General features: G+C 64.3%; 21 protein-coding genes. 5 read left to right on the top strand and 16 right to left on the bottom strand.

The features are described 5' to 3' along the window. Positions 1–26: 26 nt before the first annotated feature. The gene (locus SKP52_RS07555) at positions 27–479 is read right to left on the bottom strand and encodes an Lrp/AsnC family transcriptional regulator (protein ID WP_037553927.1); all 453 of its coding nucleotides are present in this window, start codon (positions 477–479) and stop codon (positions 27–29) included. Positions 480–541: 62 nt separating this feature from the next. On the opposite strand from SKP52_RS07555, the gene SKP52_RS07550 reads away from it, so the two are divergent. Next, positions 542–1,144 (top strand): LysE family translocator, encoded by a 603-nt coding sequence (locus SKP52_RS07550; protein ID WP_228383857.1) that lies wholly within the window; start codon positions 542–544, stop codon positions 1,142–1,144. Positions 1,145–1,258: 114 nt separating this feature from the next. Then, a complete protein-coding gene (locus tag SKP52_RS07545) occupies positions 1,259–2,224 on the top strand; it encodes an aldo/keto reductase (protein ID WP_267128043.1) in 966 nt (321 codons plus the stop codon). Here SKP52_RS07545 and SKP52_RS07540 read toward each other — a convergent pair. Continuing rightward, positions 2,209–2,778 carry a hypothetical protein gene (locus tag SKP52_RS07540; RefSeq protein WP_039573514.1) on the bottom strand — a complete coding sequence of 190 codons (570 nt, stop codon included), beginning with the start codon at positions 2,776–2,778 and terminating at the stop codon, positions 2,209–2,211. The genes SKP52_RS07545 and SKP52_RS07540 overlap by 16 nt on opposite strands. A gap of 47 nt (positions 2,779–2,825) precedes the next feature. Between SKP52_RS07540 and SKP52_RS07535 the strand changes: the two genes are divergently transcribed. Next, entirely contained in the window at positions 2,826–3,293 is a 468-nt protein-coding gene (locus SKP52_RS07535; protein WP_039573511.1) for a DUF411 domain-containing protein, read from the top strand. A 15-nt stretch (positions 3,294–3,308) separates the two neighbouring features. On the opposite strand, the gene SKP52_RS07530 is transcribed toward SKP52_RS07535, so the two are convergent. Together SKP52_RS07530 and SKP52_RS07525 are read right to left on the bottom strand one after the other, a co-directional pair. After that, positions 3,309–4,181 (bottom strand): dienelactone hydrolase family protein, encoded by an 873-nt coding sequence (locus tag SKP52_RS07530; RefSeq protein WP_039573509.1) that lies wholly within the window; start codon positions 4,179–4,181, stop codon positions 3,309–3,311. A gap of 282 nt (positions 4,182–4,463) precedes the next feature. Beyond that, complete coding sequence (locus SKP52_RS07525; protein WP_039573507.1) at positions 4,464–5,135, bottom strand: HAD family hydrolase; 672 nt, start codon at positions 5,133–5,135, stop codon at positions 4,464–4,466. A gap of 59 nt (positions 5,136–5,194) precedes the next feature. Here SKP52_RS07525 and SKP52_RS07520 point away from each other — a divergent pair, with 59 nt between their 5' ends. Next, positions 5,195–5,383 carry a hypothetical protein gene (locus SKP52_RS07520; RefSeq protein WP_039573504.1) on the top strand — a complete coding sequence of 63 codons (189 nt, stop codon included), beginning with the start codon at positions 5,195–5,197 and terminating at the stop codon, positions 5,381–5,383. Between the two features lie 19 nt (positions 5,384–5,402). On the opposite strand, the gene SKP52_RS07515 is transcribed toward SKP52_RS07520, so the two are convergent. Genes SKP52_RS07515 through glmU form a run of 8 tightly spaced genes read right to left on the bottom strand, consistent with a single transcriptional unit; the run spans position 5,403 to position 11,619 of the window. Continuing rightward, positions 5,403–5,816 carry a GFA family protein gene (locus SKP52_RS07515; RefSeq protein ID WP_039573500.1) on the bottom strand — a complete coding sequence of 138 codons (414 nt, stop codon included), beginning with the start codon at positions 5,814–5,816 and terminating at the stop codon, positions 5,403–5,405. Beyond that, positions 5,813–6,769, bottom strand: a complete 957-nt coding sequence (locus SKP52_RS24525) for a cobaltochelatase CobT-related protein (RefSeq protein WP_052207947.1) — start codon at positions 6,767–6,769, stop codon at positions 5,813–5,815. The genes SKP52_RS07515 and SKP52_RS24525 overlap by 4 nt, the downstream gene beginning before the upstream one ends. 22 nt (positions 6,770–6,791) lie before the next feature. After that, positions 6,792–8,615: a glutamine--fructose-6-phosphate transaminase (isomerizing) gene (gene glmS, locus SKP52_RS07505; RefSeq protein WP_039573497.1), complete on the bottom strand. Its 1,824-nt coding sequence runs from the start codon at positions 8,613–8,615 to the stop codon at positions 6,792–6,794. A gap of 18 nt (positions 8,616–8,633) precedes the next feature. After that, positions 8,634–9,014 (bottom strand): PIN domain-containing protein, encoded by a 381-nt coding sequence (locus tag SKP52_RS07500; RefSeq protein ID WP_039573494.1) that lies wholly within the window; start codon positions 9,012–9,014, stop codon positions 8,634–8,636. Next, positions 9,011–9,385, bottom strand: a complete 375-nt coding sequence (locus SKP52_RS07495; RefSeq protein WP_039573492.1) for a ribbon-helix-helix domain-containing protein — start codon at positions 9,383–9,385, stop codon at positions 9,011–9,013. Before SKP52_RS07495 ends, SKP52_RS07500 begins: the two co-directional genes overlap by 4 nt. Positions 9,386–9,416: 31 nt before the next feature. Continuing rightward, entirely contained in the window at positions 9,417–9,731 is a 315-nt protein-coding gene (locus SKP52_RS07490) for a hypothetical protein (RefSeq protein ID WP_039580206.1), read from the bottom strand. Next, positions 9,728–10,267, bottom strand: a complete 540-nt coding sequence (locus SKP52_RS07485; protein ID WP_039573490.1) for a GNAT family N-acetyltransferase — start codon at positions 10,265–10,267, stop codon at positions 9,728–9,730. Before SKP52_RS07485 ends, SKP52_RS07490 begins: the two co-directional genes overlap by 4 nt. Positions 10,268–10,272: 5 nt before the next feature. Then, the gene (glmU, locus tag SKP52_RS07480) at positions 10,273–11,619 is read right to left on the bottom strand and encodes a bifunctional UDP-N-acetylglucosamine diphosphorylase/glucosamine-1-phosphate N-acetyltransferase GlmU (RefSeq protein WP_228383856.1); all 1,347 of its coding nucleotides are present in this window, start codon (positions 11,617–11,619) and stop codon (positions 10,273–10,275) included. 59 nt (positions 11,620–11,678) lie between these two features. Between glmU and SKP52_RS07475 the strand changes: the two genes are divergently transcribed. Further along, on the top strand, positions 11,679–12,341 hold the full coding sequence (locus tag SKP52_RS07475; RefSeq protein ID WP_039573485.1) for an HAD-IA family hydrolase: 663 nt from the start codon (positions 11,679–11,681) through the stop codon (positions 12,339–12,341). On the opposite strand, the gene SKP52_RS07470 is transcribed toward SKP52_RS07475, so the two are convergent. Genes SKP52_RS07470 through SKP52_RS07455 form a run of 4 tightly spaced genes read right to left on the bottom strand, consistent with a single transcriptional unit; the run spans position 12,338 to position 14,931 of the window. Next, positions 12,338–13,351 carry a nucleotidyltransferase domain-containing protein gene (locus tag SKP52_RS07470; protein ID WP_081997249.1) on the bottom strand — a complete coding sequence of 338 codons (1,014 nt, stop codon included), beginning with the start codon at positions 13,349–13,351 and terminating at the stop codon, positions 12,338–12,340. The two genes, SKP52_RS07475 and SKP52_RS07470, sit on opposite strands and share 4 nt — an antisense overlap. Further along, entirely contained in the window at positions 13,348–14,214 is an 867-nt protein-coding gene (locus SKP52_RS07465; protein ID WP_039573482.1) for an HprK-related kinase A, read from the bottom strand. The genes SKP52_RS07470 and SKP52_RS07465 overlap by 4 nt, the downstream gene beginning before the upstream one ends. Beyond that, positions 14,211–14,492 carry an HPr-rel-A system PqqD family peptide chaperone gene (locus tag SKP52_RS07460; RefSeq protein WP_039573478.1) on the bottom strand — a complete coding sequence of 94 codons (282 nt, stop codon included), beginning with the start codon at positions 14,490–14,492 and terminating at the stop codon, positions 14,211–14,213. Before SKP52_RS07460 ends, SKP52_RS07465 begins: the two co-directional genes overlap by 4 nt. Further along, a complete protein-coding gene (locus SKP52_RS07455) occupies positions 14,485–14,931 on the bottom strand; it encodes a MarR family winged helix-turn-helix transcriptional regulator (protein WP_039573474.1) in 447 nt (148 codons plus the stop codon). The genes SKP52_RS07460 and SKP52_RS07455 overlap by 8 nt, the downstream gene beginning before the upstream one ends. Positions 14,932–14,971 lie beyond the last annotated feature (40 nt).

Here is a 14,971-nt window from a genome sequence, read left to right as displayed (position 1 = left end):
GGCTTCGCTGGTAGCGCGAAGAAAAACTATGCCCGCTCGTCTTTTGGCGAGTCCATCAGCACATAGGTGGTGATCGAATGCACCTGCGGCAGCACGCCGAGCACCTCGGTATGGAAATGCTTGTACGAGGCGAGATCCTCGGTCTCGACGCGCAGCAGATATTCGATCGTGCCGGTAATATTGTGGCATTCGCGCACCTCGGGCGCTTCGGCCATCGCGGCCTCGAAGCCGGCCTGCGATTTCTTTGTATGCGACGACAGCCCGACGGTTACATAGGCGAGGAAGGTCAGCCCGAGCTTCGCGGGGTCGATCACCGCGCGATAACCCTTGATTACCCCGCTGCGTTCGAGTTCCTGGACGCGGCGCAGGCAGGCCGAGGGGGAAAGCCCGACGCGATCGGCGAGTTCGAGGTTGGAGATTCGCCCGTCGCGGGACAATTCATGCAATATCTTGCGGCCAATGGCATCGATCTTGATCATGGATTGCAACTTATACTTGATATCGGGCCATCTTTGCAATCCGCGCGGCATCGAAACGCATTATGTTGCGCGCCATGGAACAGACCACCCTCGCCGCGCTCTCCGCCTTCGCGCTTGTCTCGTCAATCACGCCGGGACCGAACAATATGATGCTGATGGCGTCGGGCGCCAATTTCGGCCTCCGCCGTACCGTCCCGCACGCGCTCGGCGTCGGCTTCGGCTTCACGCTGATGATCATCCTCGTCGGTGTCGGGCTGATGGGCCTGTTCGACCTGTTCCCGGTCCTGGGCACCGTGCTCAAGGTGGTGAGCGTCGTCTATCTGCTCTGGCTGGCGTGGAAGATCGCCAACGCCGCGGCGCCCGATACCAAAACCGGCGCACGCAGCAAGCCGATGACCTTTTTTCAGGCTGTGCTGTTCCAGTGGGTCAATCCCAAGGCCTGGTCGATGGCGCTAACCGCGATCGCGCTCTACGCGCCCGACCGCAATTTCGGCGCGGTGTTGCTCGTTGCAGTGGTTTTCGGGATCATCAACCTGCCCTCGACCAGCCTGTGGGCAGTGATGGGCCAGGTGCTGCGCGGCTGGTTGTCCAGCCCGGCGCGGCTGCGCGCGTTCAACTGGACGATGGCGGCGCTGCTGGTCGGATCGCTTGCGCTGCTGATCTGATTGCAAGGTTGCATGTCGCAACCTAAAGACGGCGCTCCCCTCTTCTGACCGGAGAACAGAGCCATGCAAAGCCGCCGACTTGGACGAAGCGCCATCCATGTGTCCGATATCTGCATGGGGACCATGACCTTCGGCAGTCAGACCGACGAAGCCGAGGCGTTCCGCATCCTCGACCGCTGTTTCGAGGCGGGGATCAATTTCTACGACACCGCCGAGGGATATCCGGTGCCGCCCGACATCAAATGGGTCGGCCGCACCGAGGAGATCGTCGGGCGCTGGATGAAGACCAAGCCGCGCGATGCGATCATTCTCGCGACCAAGGTATCGGGGCCGAGCCACGTCTGGTTCAAGTCGCCGTGCCGAAACGGCATGACCGCGCTCGACCGCAAGAATATCATGCAGGCCGTCGACGACAGCCTGACGCGACTCCAGACAGATTATATCGATCTTTACCAGACGCACTGGCCCGACCATGACGCGCCCTATGACGAGATGATGGATGCGCTGGACGAGTTGGTCCGCGTGGGCAAGGTCCGCGTCCTCGGCTGTTCGAACGAAACAAGCTGGGGGCTGATGAAGTCGATCGCGGCGTCGGAAAAGCTCGGCGGCGCGCGCTATCATACGATCCAGAATAATTTCAGCCTCAACAACCGCCGCTTCGAGGACGAACTGGCGCAGGTTTGCCGGCAGGAAGGCGTCAGCCTGATCCCCTATTCGCCGCTCGCCGGTGGGGTGCTGTCGGGTAAATATCAGGGCGGGGCGACCCCCGAGGGCGCGCGCTTCTCGCGTTACCTGAAGATGGAAGGCCGGCAAGCCGCTATGGGGCGCCGCTTCGTCAACGACCGGAGCCTTGCCGCGACCGAACGCTATCTCGCGATTGCCGCCGAGGCCGGGCTGCATCCGGTGACGATGGCGACCGCCTGGTCGAAGCAACATGACTTCGTTGCGTCGACGATTGTCGGGGTCAGCGCCTATGACCAGGTCGATCCGATCCTCGACGCGATGGAGCTGACGCTGACCGACGATGTGATGAAAGCATTGCACAAGGTCAGCAAGGACATCCTCTACCCGATGGGCTGAGTGGACGGCCACTCGAAGGTCAACGCGTCACCGACGGGCAGCGCGCGCCACGCTTTCGACAGCCGCTCGAAATCGGCGAAAACCAGTGGCCGTGCTGCGTCGATCCGCGCACGTTCGTCGGCGCTTAGCGAGACCCGCGTCCGCTCGGCCTCGCCGAGCGCCGCACGCTGCGCCGCGCTTTCGGGGCGCTTGCTGCTTCGCCATGCGATGTCGAACAGGAAGGCTGCGAGTTCGGACAATTCGCCTTCGCGGCCCTGACTCTTGATCAGCTTCGCGCCCTTCGCGACCTGTTTGCGCGCAGCGCGCTGGCGTTCCTTGGCCGACAAGGCTCCGCCCGCTTCGACATGAAAGGATCCCGCATCGCCGCCCGCCGCGATCTGACCGAACACGCCGGTCTTGAGGCCCAGCGCCGCCTCGACGACAAAATGCACCATGTCGTGCGGCAGGTCGGGATCGAAGCCCGGCGCCGGGTCCATGACCAGCACCGGCGCGTCGGCGCGCTCGATCCGCATGCCATAGCGGCGCTCGCCCGATCGGATGAAATGGACTTTCATGGGGGCTGCCTATAGGTTCCGGAGCGGTTCCACCAAAAGGATTTGCGATGACTTCTGCCCGCCGCGCGTTTTTCGCCCTCGCCGCCTTCTCCGCCGTTATCGGGACCGCGCATGCCGCGAACCCCACGATGTTCCGCGACGCGGGCTGCGGCTGCTGCCTCAAATGGCTCGAGCAGGTGAAGGCGTCGTTCGGCGCGAAGGCGGTCGTCGTCAATTCGCCCGACATGGCTGCAGTGAAGGACAAGCAGGGCGTGCCGCAGGCGCTGCGCAGTTGTCACACCGTTCTCGTCGGCGGTTATGTGATCGAGGGCCATGTGCCCGAGAATGAAATCGCCCGCCTGCTCAGCGAGAAGCCGAAGGGCGTAAAGGGTCTTGCCGTCGCGGGTATGCCGACGGGTTCGCCCGGCATGGAGCATGGCGACCACCGCGAAGCCTATAAGGTCATGACCTTCGGCCCCGGCGGCCAGCGCGTCTATGCAAGCTATGCCGCGAGCGGCGGCGCGCACGCGCACTGACCTCAGGGTCGCACGTCAGGCCAATTCGGCCTTGAACAATTCGAGCTGGCGCGCCCACGCCTTTTCCGCCGCCGCTTCATTATAGGCGCGGCCATCAGGCGGGCACCAGCCGTGCATCGCGCCTTCGTACACCTCGACCTCGTGCCATTGTTTGCGCGGCTCCAACACCGCCTTCAGCAAGACCTTTTCGTTCGGCGCTTCCTTGTCGTCATTGTCGGCGATCGCAAACAGATAGCCCGCGTTGGTCTTCGGGATCAGCAAGTGCGGACTGTCAGGCTTGTCGGTTCCGACCCCGCCGCCGTGGAAGCTTGCCGCTGCCCCGACGCGGTCGGGCTTCAATGCGGCGGTATAGATGACCATCGGCCCGCCCATGCAGTAACCTGCGGTGCCGATCTTGCGCCCCATATCGACCTCCGGCTGCGCGTCGAGGAAGGCGAGATGCGCCTTCGCGTCGGTCTCGACAATCGGGCGCGTCAACTGCTTCAGGTACCCGAACAGTTTCTCGCGCACCGCCGGGTCGCTCCAGTCGTTCGCGGCATCGACCACCGGCGATTTCTGCCAGCGGTAGAAGGGGTTGACGCAGAGCACCGCATAGCCTTCGCCCGCCAGCCGATCGGCCATCTGGCGGAACGCAGGGCGAAGCCCGCGAATGTCGGGCCACACCAGCACGCCGGGATGCTTGCCCTCGGCGGGCGCGACGAAATAGGCGTCGCAGGTTCCGTCGTCGGTCTTGATCGTGACGTCACGGCCCTTCACAGGCTTGCCCGTCAGCGCGCGCGCGGGCAGCGCCGCGGCCAATGCTCCCACCCCCGCGAGCGCGGTAAAGCTGCGCCGCCCGACGGACATTCCGGCGCGGTCAAGGTCGGCTTCGGTGTTTTCGGTGCACATGTCTCTCTCCTTGGGGATGATTTCGGAAAGTCACGGAAAACTGCGCAACTTCACTCGCGATTGCATGTTTCATCCCGTCATCGGGATCGAACAGATGGCGAAGCTAATCCAGCCCGGCTTTATAGGACAGCGGTTTTTGCCGCTCATATCCTCCTTGTGGCGCAGCCATGGGGAGGTGGCAGCGCGAAGCGCTGACGGAGGGGCGATGACGCCACCGCCGCGGCCCCTCCACCACGCCCTTTGGGCGCGGTCCCCCTCCCCACCGCTTCGCGGCAGGGAGGATCATTTGGCGTTGAGCGTCAGCTGCGCCACCTCATCGAAAGTCAGCGCCACATGATGCACGCCGACGTCGCGGAGCATCGCGGCATGGCCAGCCCGGTCGACGATATGCCCTGCACCGCAAAAGCCGATCACGGTCATCCCCGCCGCAACCGCCGCCTGCGCCCCCGTCGGTGAATCCTCGATCGCAAGACATTGCGCCGAATCGACCGCCAGCCCTTTCGCCGCGGCGAGGTAGATATCGGGAAACGGCTTGCCGCGGTCCCAACCGTCGGCGCTATAGACATGTGCACCGAAATGATGGCCCAGCCCGAACAGCCCGAGCGCCCAGCCGATATATTCGGCGCGGCTCGACGAGGCGATCGCGCGCGGCATCGGACCAAGCGTATCGAGGAAGCCGACAACGCCGGGCACCGCATCGAACCCCTCCATATAGCGCGCCCGCGCCCGTTCGCGGTGCGTCTCGCGGAAATCGGACGGCAGCGCGCGGCCATAGCGTGCGACGATGCGGCGCTCGGTCTCCTGCCAGTTATGGCCATAATAGTCGCGCAGGCACTCGTCATAGGTCGCGGGCATGCCCACCGCGGTCAGGCTCTCGGCGAGCGACTGGTTCGCGCGCACCTCGCTGTCGGCGACGACGCCGTCGAAATCGAAAATGATGGCAGCGAAGCTCATGCGAATCCTACAATCTTCATATTTGCTGCCTAGAGCCTCGATGAACAGGAGACATCGGCATGAAATTCATCGAACTCAAGTCGCGCGGCGGCAATTACCTGGTCGTCGCCGAAAATGTCGCCTGGCTCCGCGACTATGAAAACGGCCAGACGCAGGTCGGCATGGTCGGCGGCGCACCGCTGCTTGTCGCCGGCAAGATCGAGGACATCGCCGCGTCGATCCTCGCGCAGGCCAATGCGACGGAGTGACATGCTCGCCACGCGGGCGTCAGCGCATGACCTCATGCTCACGCGCATATCCCCACGGCCCCTCGCCCGACCAACCGCGCCCATCGGGAAAGCTCAGCTTCAGCCCGCTGAGTTGCGCCGGATCGAACAGGCGCATATTGACGCCCATCATATCGACCTCGCCGCCCATCCGCTCGATCAAGCCTGCGGTCGCCGACCAATGCGTCGTGCAGCCGCAGGTCGCGCAAAAATGCAGGTCCGAATTGGGATTTTCACGATCGGCGCGATTATAGGTCCGCGTCGCACCCTCGATCACCACGTCACGCGGCGACATATAGCTCCAGAGGATACCGTGCGAGAAGCAGAGCGAGCAATTGCACTCGGCGATCTCCTCGGGCGCCTTGGCGAGGCGGACCGAGACGGCGCCGCAGTGGCAAGTGGTGTTCCAGTTCATATCAATCCTGTCAGTCTTTTGCCGATTACCAGTTCCAGTCCAGCCGTAACCAATTCGCCCGCATTTTGTGCTGGGCGAGACACAGGGTAAAATTCGTCGACGCGATGATCGGCACCGACAGCCGCCAACTCCAAATCCTTCGCCGCGAGCAACGCATCGCGTTCGGTCAAAAAGTGCCGGTGCATATAGGAAGGCCCGTTGGCCATTAGCGTGGAATCATCAACTGGGGCCCCGTCGCTCACGACAAAAAGGACACGTCGCGGCTCGGATCGTGTCCGCAGATATTCGGCGCCCCACCGCAGCGACTCCCCATCGACATTTTCGCGCAATATGTCGGGATTGAGCATGTCTCGCCAACCGGTTTCCGCGAAACCCGATCCATCAAAGGGTTGATAGAGGATGTGCAGCAGAGCGCACAGCCGGCCAGGCCGTTCTGGCTTCCCTGCGTTCATCCACTGTCTCCTTGCGAAGCCGCCATGCCAACCGGCGGTCGTATAGCCGGCGATTGCAACACTGGCGCCGCGCCGGCCGAGATCTTCCGTCAATCGGCGAACACCCGCAGTGACCCATGCCATACGCTCGCCACGCATCGACCCAGATTGATCAACTAGCAGGAGAATGGCTGTACCCTGAAGCTCATCGATTTCGGACGGATCGAGCACCGCCATATCGCCAACCTCCCGATAAAGATCGGCGGAACGTCCGATTTGGGCACTCCAATCGAAATCGCTCTCCTGCAGATATCCCTTATCGAGGTCGGGGCTGAGTGAGCGCAGCGCCGCTGGAAGATCCTCTACAGCAAGAACTCTGTCGAACTCGCGAGTAAATACCTGGTAGGGCTCGCCTTCCGGCCCGTCTTCGACGGGTTTCGCTACCCGCCTCCGACGCCAGATGGTGAGCGCCACCGCCAGCACCAGAAGGACGATCAGGGGCGCGCCGATTTCGGGCGTCATACTTTCTTCCCGGCAGTGCGGCTCACTCCACCGTCACCGACTTCGCCAGATTGCGCGGCTGATCGACATCGGTTCCCTTCGCCACCGCCACATGGTACGCCAGCAGTTGCACCGGCACCGCATAGACGAGCGGCGCGATCAGCGGGTGGACCTTGGGCATTTCGATCGTCGCCATGCAGCCTTCGCCGGCCTCGGCGAGGCCCTCGGTGTCTGAGATCAGCACGACCTTGCCACCGCGTGCCATGACTTCCTGCATATTGCTGACGGTCTTTTCGAACAGCGGGCCGCTGGGCGCGAGGACGATCACCGGGACCGCCTCGTCGATCAGCGCGATCGGGCCATGCTTCATCTCGCCCGAAGCGTAACCCTCAGCGTGGATGTAGGAGATTTCCTTGAGCTTGAGCGCGCCCTCCATCGCGAGCGGATAGTCGGGGCCGCGGCCGAGGTAGAGCACGTCGCGCGCCGGGGCGACGAGGTGCGCCATCTTCGATATTTCCTCGTCGTGCGCGAGCGCGGCATTGAGCGCGGCGGGGGCTTCGATCAGATGCTTGACGATCTCATGCTCTTCGTCGGCGCTGAGCTTGCCCTTCTTGAGCGCAAGATGCGCGGCGAGCGCGGCGAGTACCGCGAGCTGGCAGGTGAAGGCCTTGGTCGACGCGACGCCGATTTCGGGGCCGGCGTGGGTCGGAAGCAGCAGGTCGGCCTCGCGCGCCATGCTGCTCGTCGGCACGTTGACGACGACTGCGATTGTCTGCCCGTTCGCCTTGCAATGGCGGAGCGCGGCGAGCGTGTCGGCGGTCTCGCCCGACTGCGAGATGAAGAGCGCGAGCCCGCCCGGTTGCAGCACCGGGTCGCGATAGCGGAATTCGGACGCGACATCGATATCGACCGGAACGCGCGCAAATTGTTCGAACCAATATTTGGCGACCATGCCGGCATAAAAGCTGGTGCCGCATGCGACGATCGTAATGCGCTCGACCGTCGACAGGTCGAAATCCATCTGCGGCAGCGCGACCGTCTGTTCGAGCGGGCGAATGTAGGAGGAGAGCGTCTGCGCGACCACGGTCGGCTGCTCGAAAATCTCCTTCTGCATGAAGTGGCGATAATTGCCCTTCTCGACCGCCGCGGCGGTGACGCCTGATGTCGTAATCTCGCGCGTGACCGGATTGTTCTCGGCGTCGTAGATTTGTGCACCGTCTTTGGTGATGACGACCCAATCGCCTTCGTCGAGATAGGCGATTTGCTGCGTCAGCGGCGCCAGCGCGAGCGCGTCCGAGCCGAGATAGGTTTCGCCCTCGCCATAGCCGACGACGAGCGGCGAGCCGAGGCGCGCGCCGATCAAGAGGTCGGGGTGCTGGCGGAAAGCGATCGCGAGTGCGAAGGCGCCGCGGAGCTGCGGGAGAACCGCCTTCACCGCATCCTGCGGCGACAGGCCCGCCTCGACCTGCTCGGAGACGAGATGCGCGACGACTTCGGTATCGGTTTCGCTCTCGAACTTGCGGCCGCGCGCCTGCAGCGCCTCGCGCAGCGGCTTGAAATTCTCGATGATCCCGTTGTGGACGAGCGCAACCTCGCCCGTCGCATGCGGGTGCGCATTGCTCGTTGTCGGGGCGCCGTGCGTCGCCCAGCGCGTGTGCGCAATGCCGACGGTGCCGCGCGCGGGATTGCTGCCAAGTTCCTTGACGAGGTTACCGAGCTTGCCCTCGGCGCGGCGGCGGATCAACTGGCCGCCTTCGACCGTGCACACGCCCGCCGAATCATAGCCGCGATATTCCATGCGCTTGAGCCCGTCGACGAGCCGGTCCGCCACCTGGGCTCGGCCGATGATTCCGATAATTCCGCACATGAGGATCTGGCTTTCGTCTTAGAGTGTATAGGGAACACGGATGCCCGGCATATTCGCCGGGAAATCCCTTGTATTTCGGGTGATAAGAACGCGCCCACGGGTTTGGGCGGTGGCGAGAATGATGGCGTCTGGCGACTTCAAGCGCGGACGGTCGCGGCGCAGCGCCGCCGCCCGTGCAGAGATTTCATCATCGATTTCATCAAGGCCGAAATGCGCCAGAAAGGCCATGACGTCGCTGACCATGCGCTCGTCGCCCTTGGACATCACCTCGATCCACACCATGCGGCTGATCCAGGGCCGGACGCCATTGCGGGTCGCGCGCTCAATTTCCGCCCTTGCCGGCGGATAACCGGCGAGTGCGTCGATGACGATATTTGCGTCGAACGTATAACCGCTCACTTGGGATGCGGACTTTTGGGTTCGGGATATTTGCCGGCGATCATGTCCAGATAGATTTGCCGCTGCCGATCGTCCTCGGCATCGAACATGTCCGGCGATTCCGCGCGCGCTTCTTCATAGTCATCATCCCAAGGCCGCGTCCATTCGGCGCGACGCTTTCGATCATAGTCGCGCGGATCGACGGAAATACCGTGGCGTGACCACAAGCCGAAGCCGCGTTCGATCCAATCGCCATCGCTCGACCCCGGTTGCGCCTGATACGACGCCACGGCATCGCGCAGCACAGCTGCCCGGCTTTTGCCCTGCTCAAAAGCAATGCGGTCGAGACGCTTGATCTCGTCATCCGGAAGATCGGCAAGAATGCGGGTCATTGATATACTGATATCATATCATGATATCATGTCAAGCGCGCCCGAAATTGCGGTCGACGAAGATCATCGCGAACTGCACCGGATCGGGCGCCTCGCCATTGCCCGCGGCAAAGCGCGCCTTGCCGTCGGTCCAGATTTTCAGGATTTGCGTCTTTAATTCGGGCCCGAACTTCATCTGCTGCTCGACGATCTGTTCCCAGCTTCCGGTCACACCGAAACTCTGTTCGAGCTGCGGCACCATCGCCTTGCAATAGGTCTCGGTCGCCGTGTCGAGATGGCCGATCGCCTTCAGCACCCAGGCGTCGACAAAGCGCAGGAAGGGCTTGTCGGTATAGCGATCACTCACTTGGTCTTCTCCATCATCCATTCGTCGCGCAGCAGGCCATAGATCAGCGAATCGCGCACGCCGATATGCGTTTCCCACTCACTGCGCAGCCGGCCCTCGCGCTGGAACCCCAGCCGTTCGAGCAATCCGATCGAGCCCGGGTTTTCGGGGTCGGTGTCGGCAAAGATGCGGCGCAGTTTCAGTGCGCCGAAACCATGATCGATCACCCGTGCCACCGCTTCGCGCGCGATGCTGCTGCCCCAGCGGTCGCGGCGCAGGATATAGCCGATTTCTTTCACATCGGGCTTGCCGTCGATCAGGATCACCCAGCCGAGCGCAACATCGTCGCCGGCGGTAATCGCCCAGCAAAGATAGCCCTGCCCTTCGCTCGCATTGCCTTTGACATAGGCCTCGGTCTCGGCGGGCGATGCGTGCGGCCCGCTCGACCACCAGACCATCACTTCAGGATCCGACAACACTGGAAACAGCGCAGCGGCATCATCCACACGCAGCTGGCGCAGCACAAGGCGCGCGGTCGTCAGCGTCGGCGCGGGCATGATGGTTACTTGCCCGCCTTTTTCTTGCGCATCGCGTCGTGGAAGCGATCGGCCCAGCCGGGCTTGATCAATTGCTCGCCGCGGACAAGGCGGAGTTCGCCGTCGGCGACGTCGCGCGTGACCGCGCTGCCCGCGGCGACGATCGCATCGGCACCGATCCGGACCGGCGCGACGAGCGCGCTGTTCGATCCGATGAAAGCGCGCTCGCCAATCTCGGTTCTATATTTGAAATAGCCATCATAGTTACAGGTGATCGTGCCCGCGCCGATATTCGCGTTCGCGCCGACCGTCACATCGCCCAAATAGGTCAGGTGGTTCGCCTTCGCGCCGTTGCCGAGCACTGCTTTCTTGGTTTCGACGAAATTGCCGATCTTCGCTTTCTCGCCAAGGACCGTGCCGGGGCGCAGCCGCGCGAACGGACCGACTTCGCAACCAGTGCCGACGATGGCGCCTTCGATATGGCAATTGGCGCGGATTTTCACATTGTCGGCGATGGTCGCGCCGGGGCCGAAGAAGACATTGGGTTCGATCAGCACATCGCGGCCAAGCTGGGTATCCCAGGCGAACCAGACGGTGTCGGGGGCGATCAGGCTGGCGCCGTCGGCCATTGCCTGTACACGCCGCCGCGCCTGCCACTCACCCTCCATCGCTGCGAGTTCGCCGCGGCTGTTGATGCCCGCGACGTCATAGGGATCGGTGACGACGACCGCGCAGTGGCGCCCATCGGCGTTCGCGATATTGACGATATCGACGAGATAATATTCCTTCGCCGCATTATCGTCGGTAACGCGCGAAAGCAGCGCGAAGAGGTCCGCCGACTTCGCGGCCATCAGCCCCGAGTTGCAGAGGCGCACCGCACGCTCGGCCTCGGTCGCGTCCTTATGCTCGACCATCTTGGTGACATAATCGCCCTCGGTGATCACGCGGCCATATTGCTGCGCATCGGCGGGCTCGAACGCGAGCACGACGACCGCGGGGGCGTCGGGCGCGTTCAGCCGGTCGATCATCGCCTGCATCGTCGCGGCGGGGACGAAGGGCACATCACCATAGAGGATCAGCACATCGCCGTCGAAACCCGCGAGCGCGCCTTCGGCCTGCTGCACCGCATGGCCGGTGCCGAGCTGCGGAGCCTGCACCGCCAGATCGGCGCTGCCCGCCAGCGCGGCTTCGAGCTGCTCGGCCTTGTCGCCGACGATCACGACCTTCTTCGCGGGGCTGAGTTCGTCGACGCTCGCCATCAGGTGCAGCAGCATCGGCCGCCCCGCGATCGGATGCAGCACCTTGTGCAGGTCGGACTTCATGCGCGTGCCCTTGCCCGCAGCAAGAACGATAGCGGCGATCGGATTGCTCATGCGCGCTGCCATGCCAGCAAATCATTGCGGTTTCCAGAGCATCGCGCCATGCGCACCCGATGAACGGATTTCCTTTTGCGATCGTCGGCTTCGACCTCGACGGCACGCTTCTCGATACGCTTGGCGACCTTGCCGCTGCGGTCAATCATGCACTGGGGCTGTTGGACCGCGCTCCGCTGAGCACCGACGCGGTACGGCCGATGATCGGCCGCGGCGCGAAGCACATGCTCGAGGAAGGCCTGCGCGCATCCGGCGGCGTACCCGATGGCGCGGTCGAGCGGCTCTATCCGGAACTGCTGCACTTTTACGAAGCGCATATCGCGGTCCACAGCCGCCCCTTTCCCGGGGTGGTCGCGGCGCTCGACCGGCTCGACGCACTGGGCGTGCGCACGGCGGTCGTCACCAACAAGGCCGAGCATCTGGCGCGCGTCCTGCTCGGCGAATTCGACCTGGCCGACCGCATGGCGACGATCATCGGCGGCGACACGCTCGGCGTCCGCAAGCCGTCGCCCGAACCGATCCACGCGATGACCCAGCAATGCGGCGGCGGGCGCGTCGTGTTTGTCGGCGACAGCATCTATGACGTGATGGCGGCGAAGAATGCTGGCGTGCCCAGCGTCGCGGTCAGCTTCGGCTTCCTCGACCGGCCCGCCGAGGAGCTCGGCGCCGACCACGTGATCGATCATTTCGACGAGCTGATCCCGCTGCTGCGAACGATCTAGCGCTTGCGCCACTTCGTCCAGAGATGCTTCGCGAGCATCGCGGGCGGCATGCGCAGCCAGTGCGAGCGGATATAGAAAGCCTGTTCGAGCAGCGGGTCGGTCACGCGACCCCAATCGTCGCGCGCGAACAGACGGCGGCGGAACCACGCGTCGGTCGGATCGTGCCGGTCCCACCCGCTCGGCAACGCCGCACCATAAAGATCGCGCGACAGCCGCGCCGCGCGGTGCACCGCACTCTGCAGCCCGTGCAACGCCGCCCGCACGCCTAGCTGGTCCCAGAAGCCCGGACCGGCCTCGGCAAAGTCGCGCGTCATCGTGTGAAAATCCCACAGATTGCGCAGCCCGCCCTGCAAGTCGCCGTCGGCGAGCATATGCGCCGCGCAATGGCACGCCATGTCGGCGGGGTTCAGCACCGCATAGCCGCTGCCGCTCGTCACCGCGTCGCTCATCAGTGCCAGCGCATCCGGCGTGACCCGATGGGTGCGCGGCAGGATCGTGTGGTGCACGTCGATCATCCGGTCGCGGGTCTTGTGGATCAGCGGCGGCAGTTCGTGCATATGCTCGCGGTAATAGGCGTCGTCATAGGGATCGGACTTCACCCATTCCCACCCCGCCTTGAGCAGCAGATTTTCGGCGCGGCGAATGTCGTGCGCGAGCACCAATATGTCGAGATCGCCAATCTGCCGCCCCGCGGAACAGGCCATGTCGGCGGCGGCATAGGCCGCACCCTTCAGCAGCACGAATTCGATCCCCGCGGGCGCGAGCGCACGGCGCGCCATCTCGGCTTCCCATAAGGCTTGGCGCCGTGCGACCGCGGCGGCGGCTCGCTGATCGGCGAACAACGCGGCGACGGTCGGCGGCAGGTCGGCTTCGGCAAGCCGGTGCGCAAGCGTCGCGAGCATCGCCTCGCTGCGCGCGACGCCGATCACGCCGTCCCAGTCGAGCGGGGCCAATGCAGCCGGATCGCGGCGTCCGGCGAGCAGGTCAACAAAGGTCCGCACCGCGCTCACCCGGCGGTCTCCGCCCAAAGCTGCTCGACGAGCGCAAGACCCGTCGCGCTGTCGGGATAGGAAATGCCGAACGCCGGCGTTTCGCGAACGAGCCGGGTCAGCGCGGCGTAACCCGCCTCGCCCAGCGCGACATAGTTGGTCGATGCCTCGGTCAGCCGAACAAACGCCTCGCCCTCGCCCATCGCTTCGATCGCGGCCTTGCCGCCAAAGCGCGGGAAGAGCAGCAGCGCCGGGCGCGCGGGTTCGTGCATCGCGGCGATGGCATCGGACCGCGGGATCAGATGGCGGATATCGCCTTTCGGTGTGCCCGCGAGCAGCGGGCCGAGCCGCGACGGATCGACCTGTGCCGCGACCTCGGCGATCGCTTCGTTCTTTAGGCTGACCGCGCGCGGAAAGGCAAAAGCATCGCCGCCCTCGGGATCGATCAGCGTGAATTCGTCGCCCATCAGCCGCCAGTCGCCTTCACCAAGCAGCGCGGCGAGGGTCGATTTGCCCGACCCAGATTCGCCCGACAGGATCACCGCGCGACCATCGCGCGCGACGGCACTCGCATGGAGCAGCATGTGCCGCCGCCAGCCGAGCGCGACCTGCAAATTCATCGCCATCTCGGCGGCGAGCAGCCCCATCGACAGCGGCAGCGGCAATGCGTCGGGAACGATGAAGTCGCCGCCGATATGCACCGACGGCCGCAGCCAGCGCCGCCACGGTCGCGCCGCGAACAGGCGCACCGTCGCCTCGGCCGGACGGGCATCGTCCTGCGGATAGCCGGCGTAGAGGCGCCCGAGTGCATCGATCGGTTCGGCCCAATCGCTGCCGATCCGGAACTGCACCGGCCCGACGGCAATGCGAATATTGTGCTTCACGCGCGCTCCACCAGCCCCATCGCGGCAAGCTCGCCCAACCTTTCGGCAAGAATGGACTGCACCTCATTGTCGCCATCGAAATCAAAGATCGCTGCGAGCCGCGCGGCGAGCGTCGCAGCCCCGCATGCGTCGGCGCCCATGGCGTCCAGAATCTCGGGCATCGGCGCGACGACAAGATGCGTCTGCATCGAGCGTCGGTCGAAGATCGCGGTCAATTCGCCAAGCGGCTCGATACGCAGCGCGCCCGGCGGCGCGGCACGATAGGCGCGATCAGTCATAGTCAGCGGCGGCGGCAGTCAATTTCGCGAGGATCCGCATCAGCGCCGCGCGTTCGTCGGCGCTGATATTCGATTCGAGCTGCGCTTCGCTCGCCAGCGCCGCGGGGACGATCGCGTCATAGAGCGAGCGCCCGGTTTCGGTGAGTTCGAGATGATGCGAACGCCCGTCGGCCTCATGCGCCTGACGCGCGATCAGGTGGCGGTCGGCGAGCGCTTTTGCGGCGCGATTGACCGTGACCTTGTCCATCCGCGTCGCTTCGACCAACTCGCGCTGCGTCTTGGGCTGTCCCTCGCCCAGCACCGCCATCAACCGCCATTCGGGAATCTTCAGCCCGAAGCGGTTTTCATATTCGGCGGCGATGCGGCTCGACAGGGCATTCGATGCGATGGACAGACGATACGGCAGGAAATTGTCGAGATTCAGCTTCTTCGCGGCCATGCCTTCGTAACCCCCAACATTGTCCCGGTCGCGGCTATCC

Origin of the sequence: Sphingopyxis fribergensis (assembly GCF_000803645.1) — a bacterium.
In the GTDB taxonomy this organism is placed as follows: domain Bacteria; phylum Pseudomonadota; class Alphaproteobacteria; order Sphingomonadales; family Sphingomonadaceae; genus Sphingopyxis; species Sphingopyxis fribergensis.
Note: the sequence above shows the minus strand (reverse complement) of the source record. Positions and strands in the feature narration are given on the sequence as shown.

Coding starts and splice junctions, on each gene's coding strand:
- SKP52_RS07555 (WP_037553927.1), bottom strand. CDS start 479: ATGATCAAGATCGATGCCATTGGCCGCAAGATATTGCATGAATTGTCC.
- SKP52_RS07550 (WP_228383857.1), top strand. CDS start 542: ATGTTGCGCGCCATGGAACAGACCACCCTCGCCGCGCTCTCCGCCTTC.
- SKP52_RS07545 (WP_267128043.1), top strand. CDS start 1,259: ATGGGGACCATGACCTTCGGCAGTCAGACCGACGAAGCCGAGGCGTTC.
- SKP52_RS07540 (WP_039573514.1), bottom strand. CDS start 2,778: ATGAAAGTCCATTTCATCCGATCGGGCGAGCGCCGCTATGGCATGCGG.
- SKP52_RS07535 (WP_039573511.1), top strand. CDS start 2,826: ATGACTTCTGCCCGCCGCGCGTTTTTCGCCCTCGCCGCCTTCTCCGCC.
- SKP52_RS07530 (WP_039573509.1), bottom strand. CDS start 4,181: ATGTGCACCGAAAACACCGAAGCCGACCTTGACCGCGCCGGAATGTCC.
- SKP52_RS07525 (WP_039573507.1), bottom strand. CDS start 5,135: ATGAGCTTCGCTGCCATCATTTTCGATTTCGACGGCGTCGTCGCCGAC.
- SKP52_RS07520 (WP_039573504.1), top strand. CDS start 5,195: ATGAAATTCATCGAACTCAAGTCGCGCGGCGGCAATTACCTGGTCGTC.
- SKP52_RS07515 (WP_039573500.1), bottom strand. CDS start 5,816: ATGAACTGGAACACCACTTGCCACTGCGGCGCCGTCTCGGTCCGCCTC.
- SKP52_RS24525 (WP_052207947.1), bottom strand. CDS start 6,769: ATGACGCCCGAAATCGGCGCGCCCCTGATCGTCCTTCTGGTGCTGGCG.
- glmS (WP_039573497.1), bottom strand. CDS start 8,615: ATGTGCGGAATTATCGGAATCATCGGCCGAGCCCAGGTGGCGGACCGG.
- SKP52_RS07495 (WP_039573492.1), bottom strand. CDS start 9,385: ATGACCCGCATTCTTGCCGATCTTCCGGATGACGAGATCAAGCGTCTC.
- SKP52_RS07485 (WP_039573490.1), bottom strand. CDS start 10,267: ATGCCCGCGCCGACGCTGACGACCGCGCGCCTTGTGCTGCGCCAGCTG.
- glmU (WP_228383856.1), bottom strand. CDS start 11,619: ATGAGCAATCCGATCGCCGCTATCGTTCTTGCTGCGGGCAAGGGCACG.
- SKP52_RS07475 (WP_039573485.1), top strand. CDS start 11,679: ATGAACGGATTTCCTTTTGCGATCGTCGGCTTCGACCTCGACGGCACG.
- SKP52_RS07460 (WP_039573478.1), bottom strand. CDS start 14,492: ATGACTGATCGCGCCTATCGTGCCGCGCCGCCGGGCGCGCTGCGTATC.
- SKP52_RS07455 (WP_039573474.1), bottom strand. CDS start 14,931: ATGGCCGCGAAGAAGCTGAATCTCGACAATTTCCTGCCGTATCGTCTG.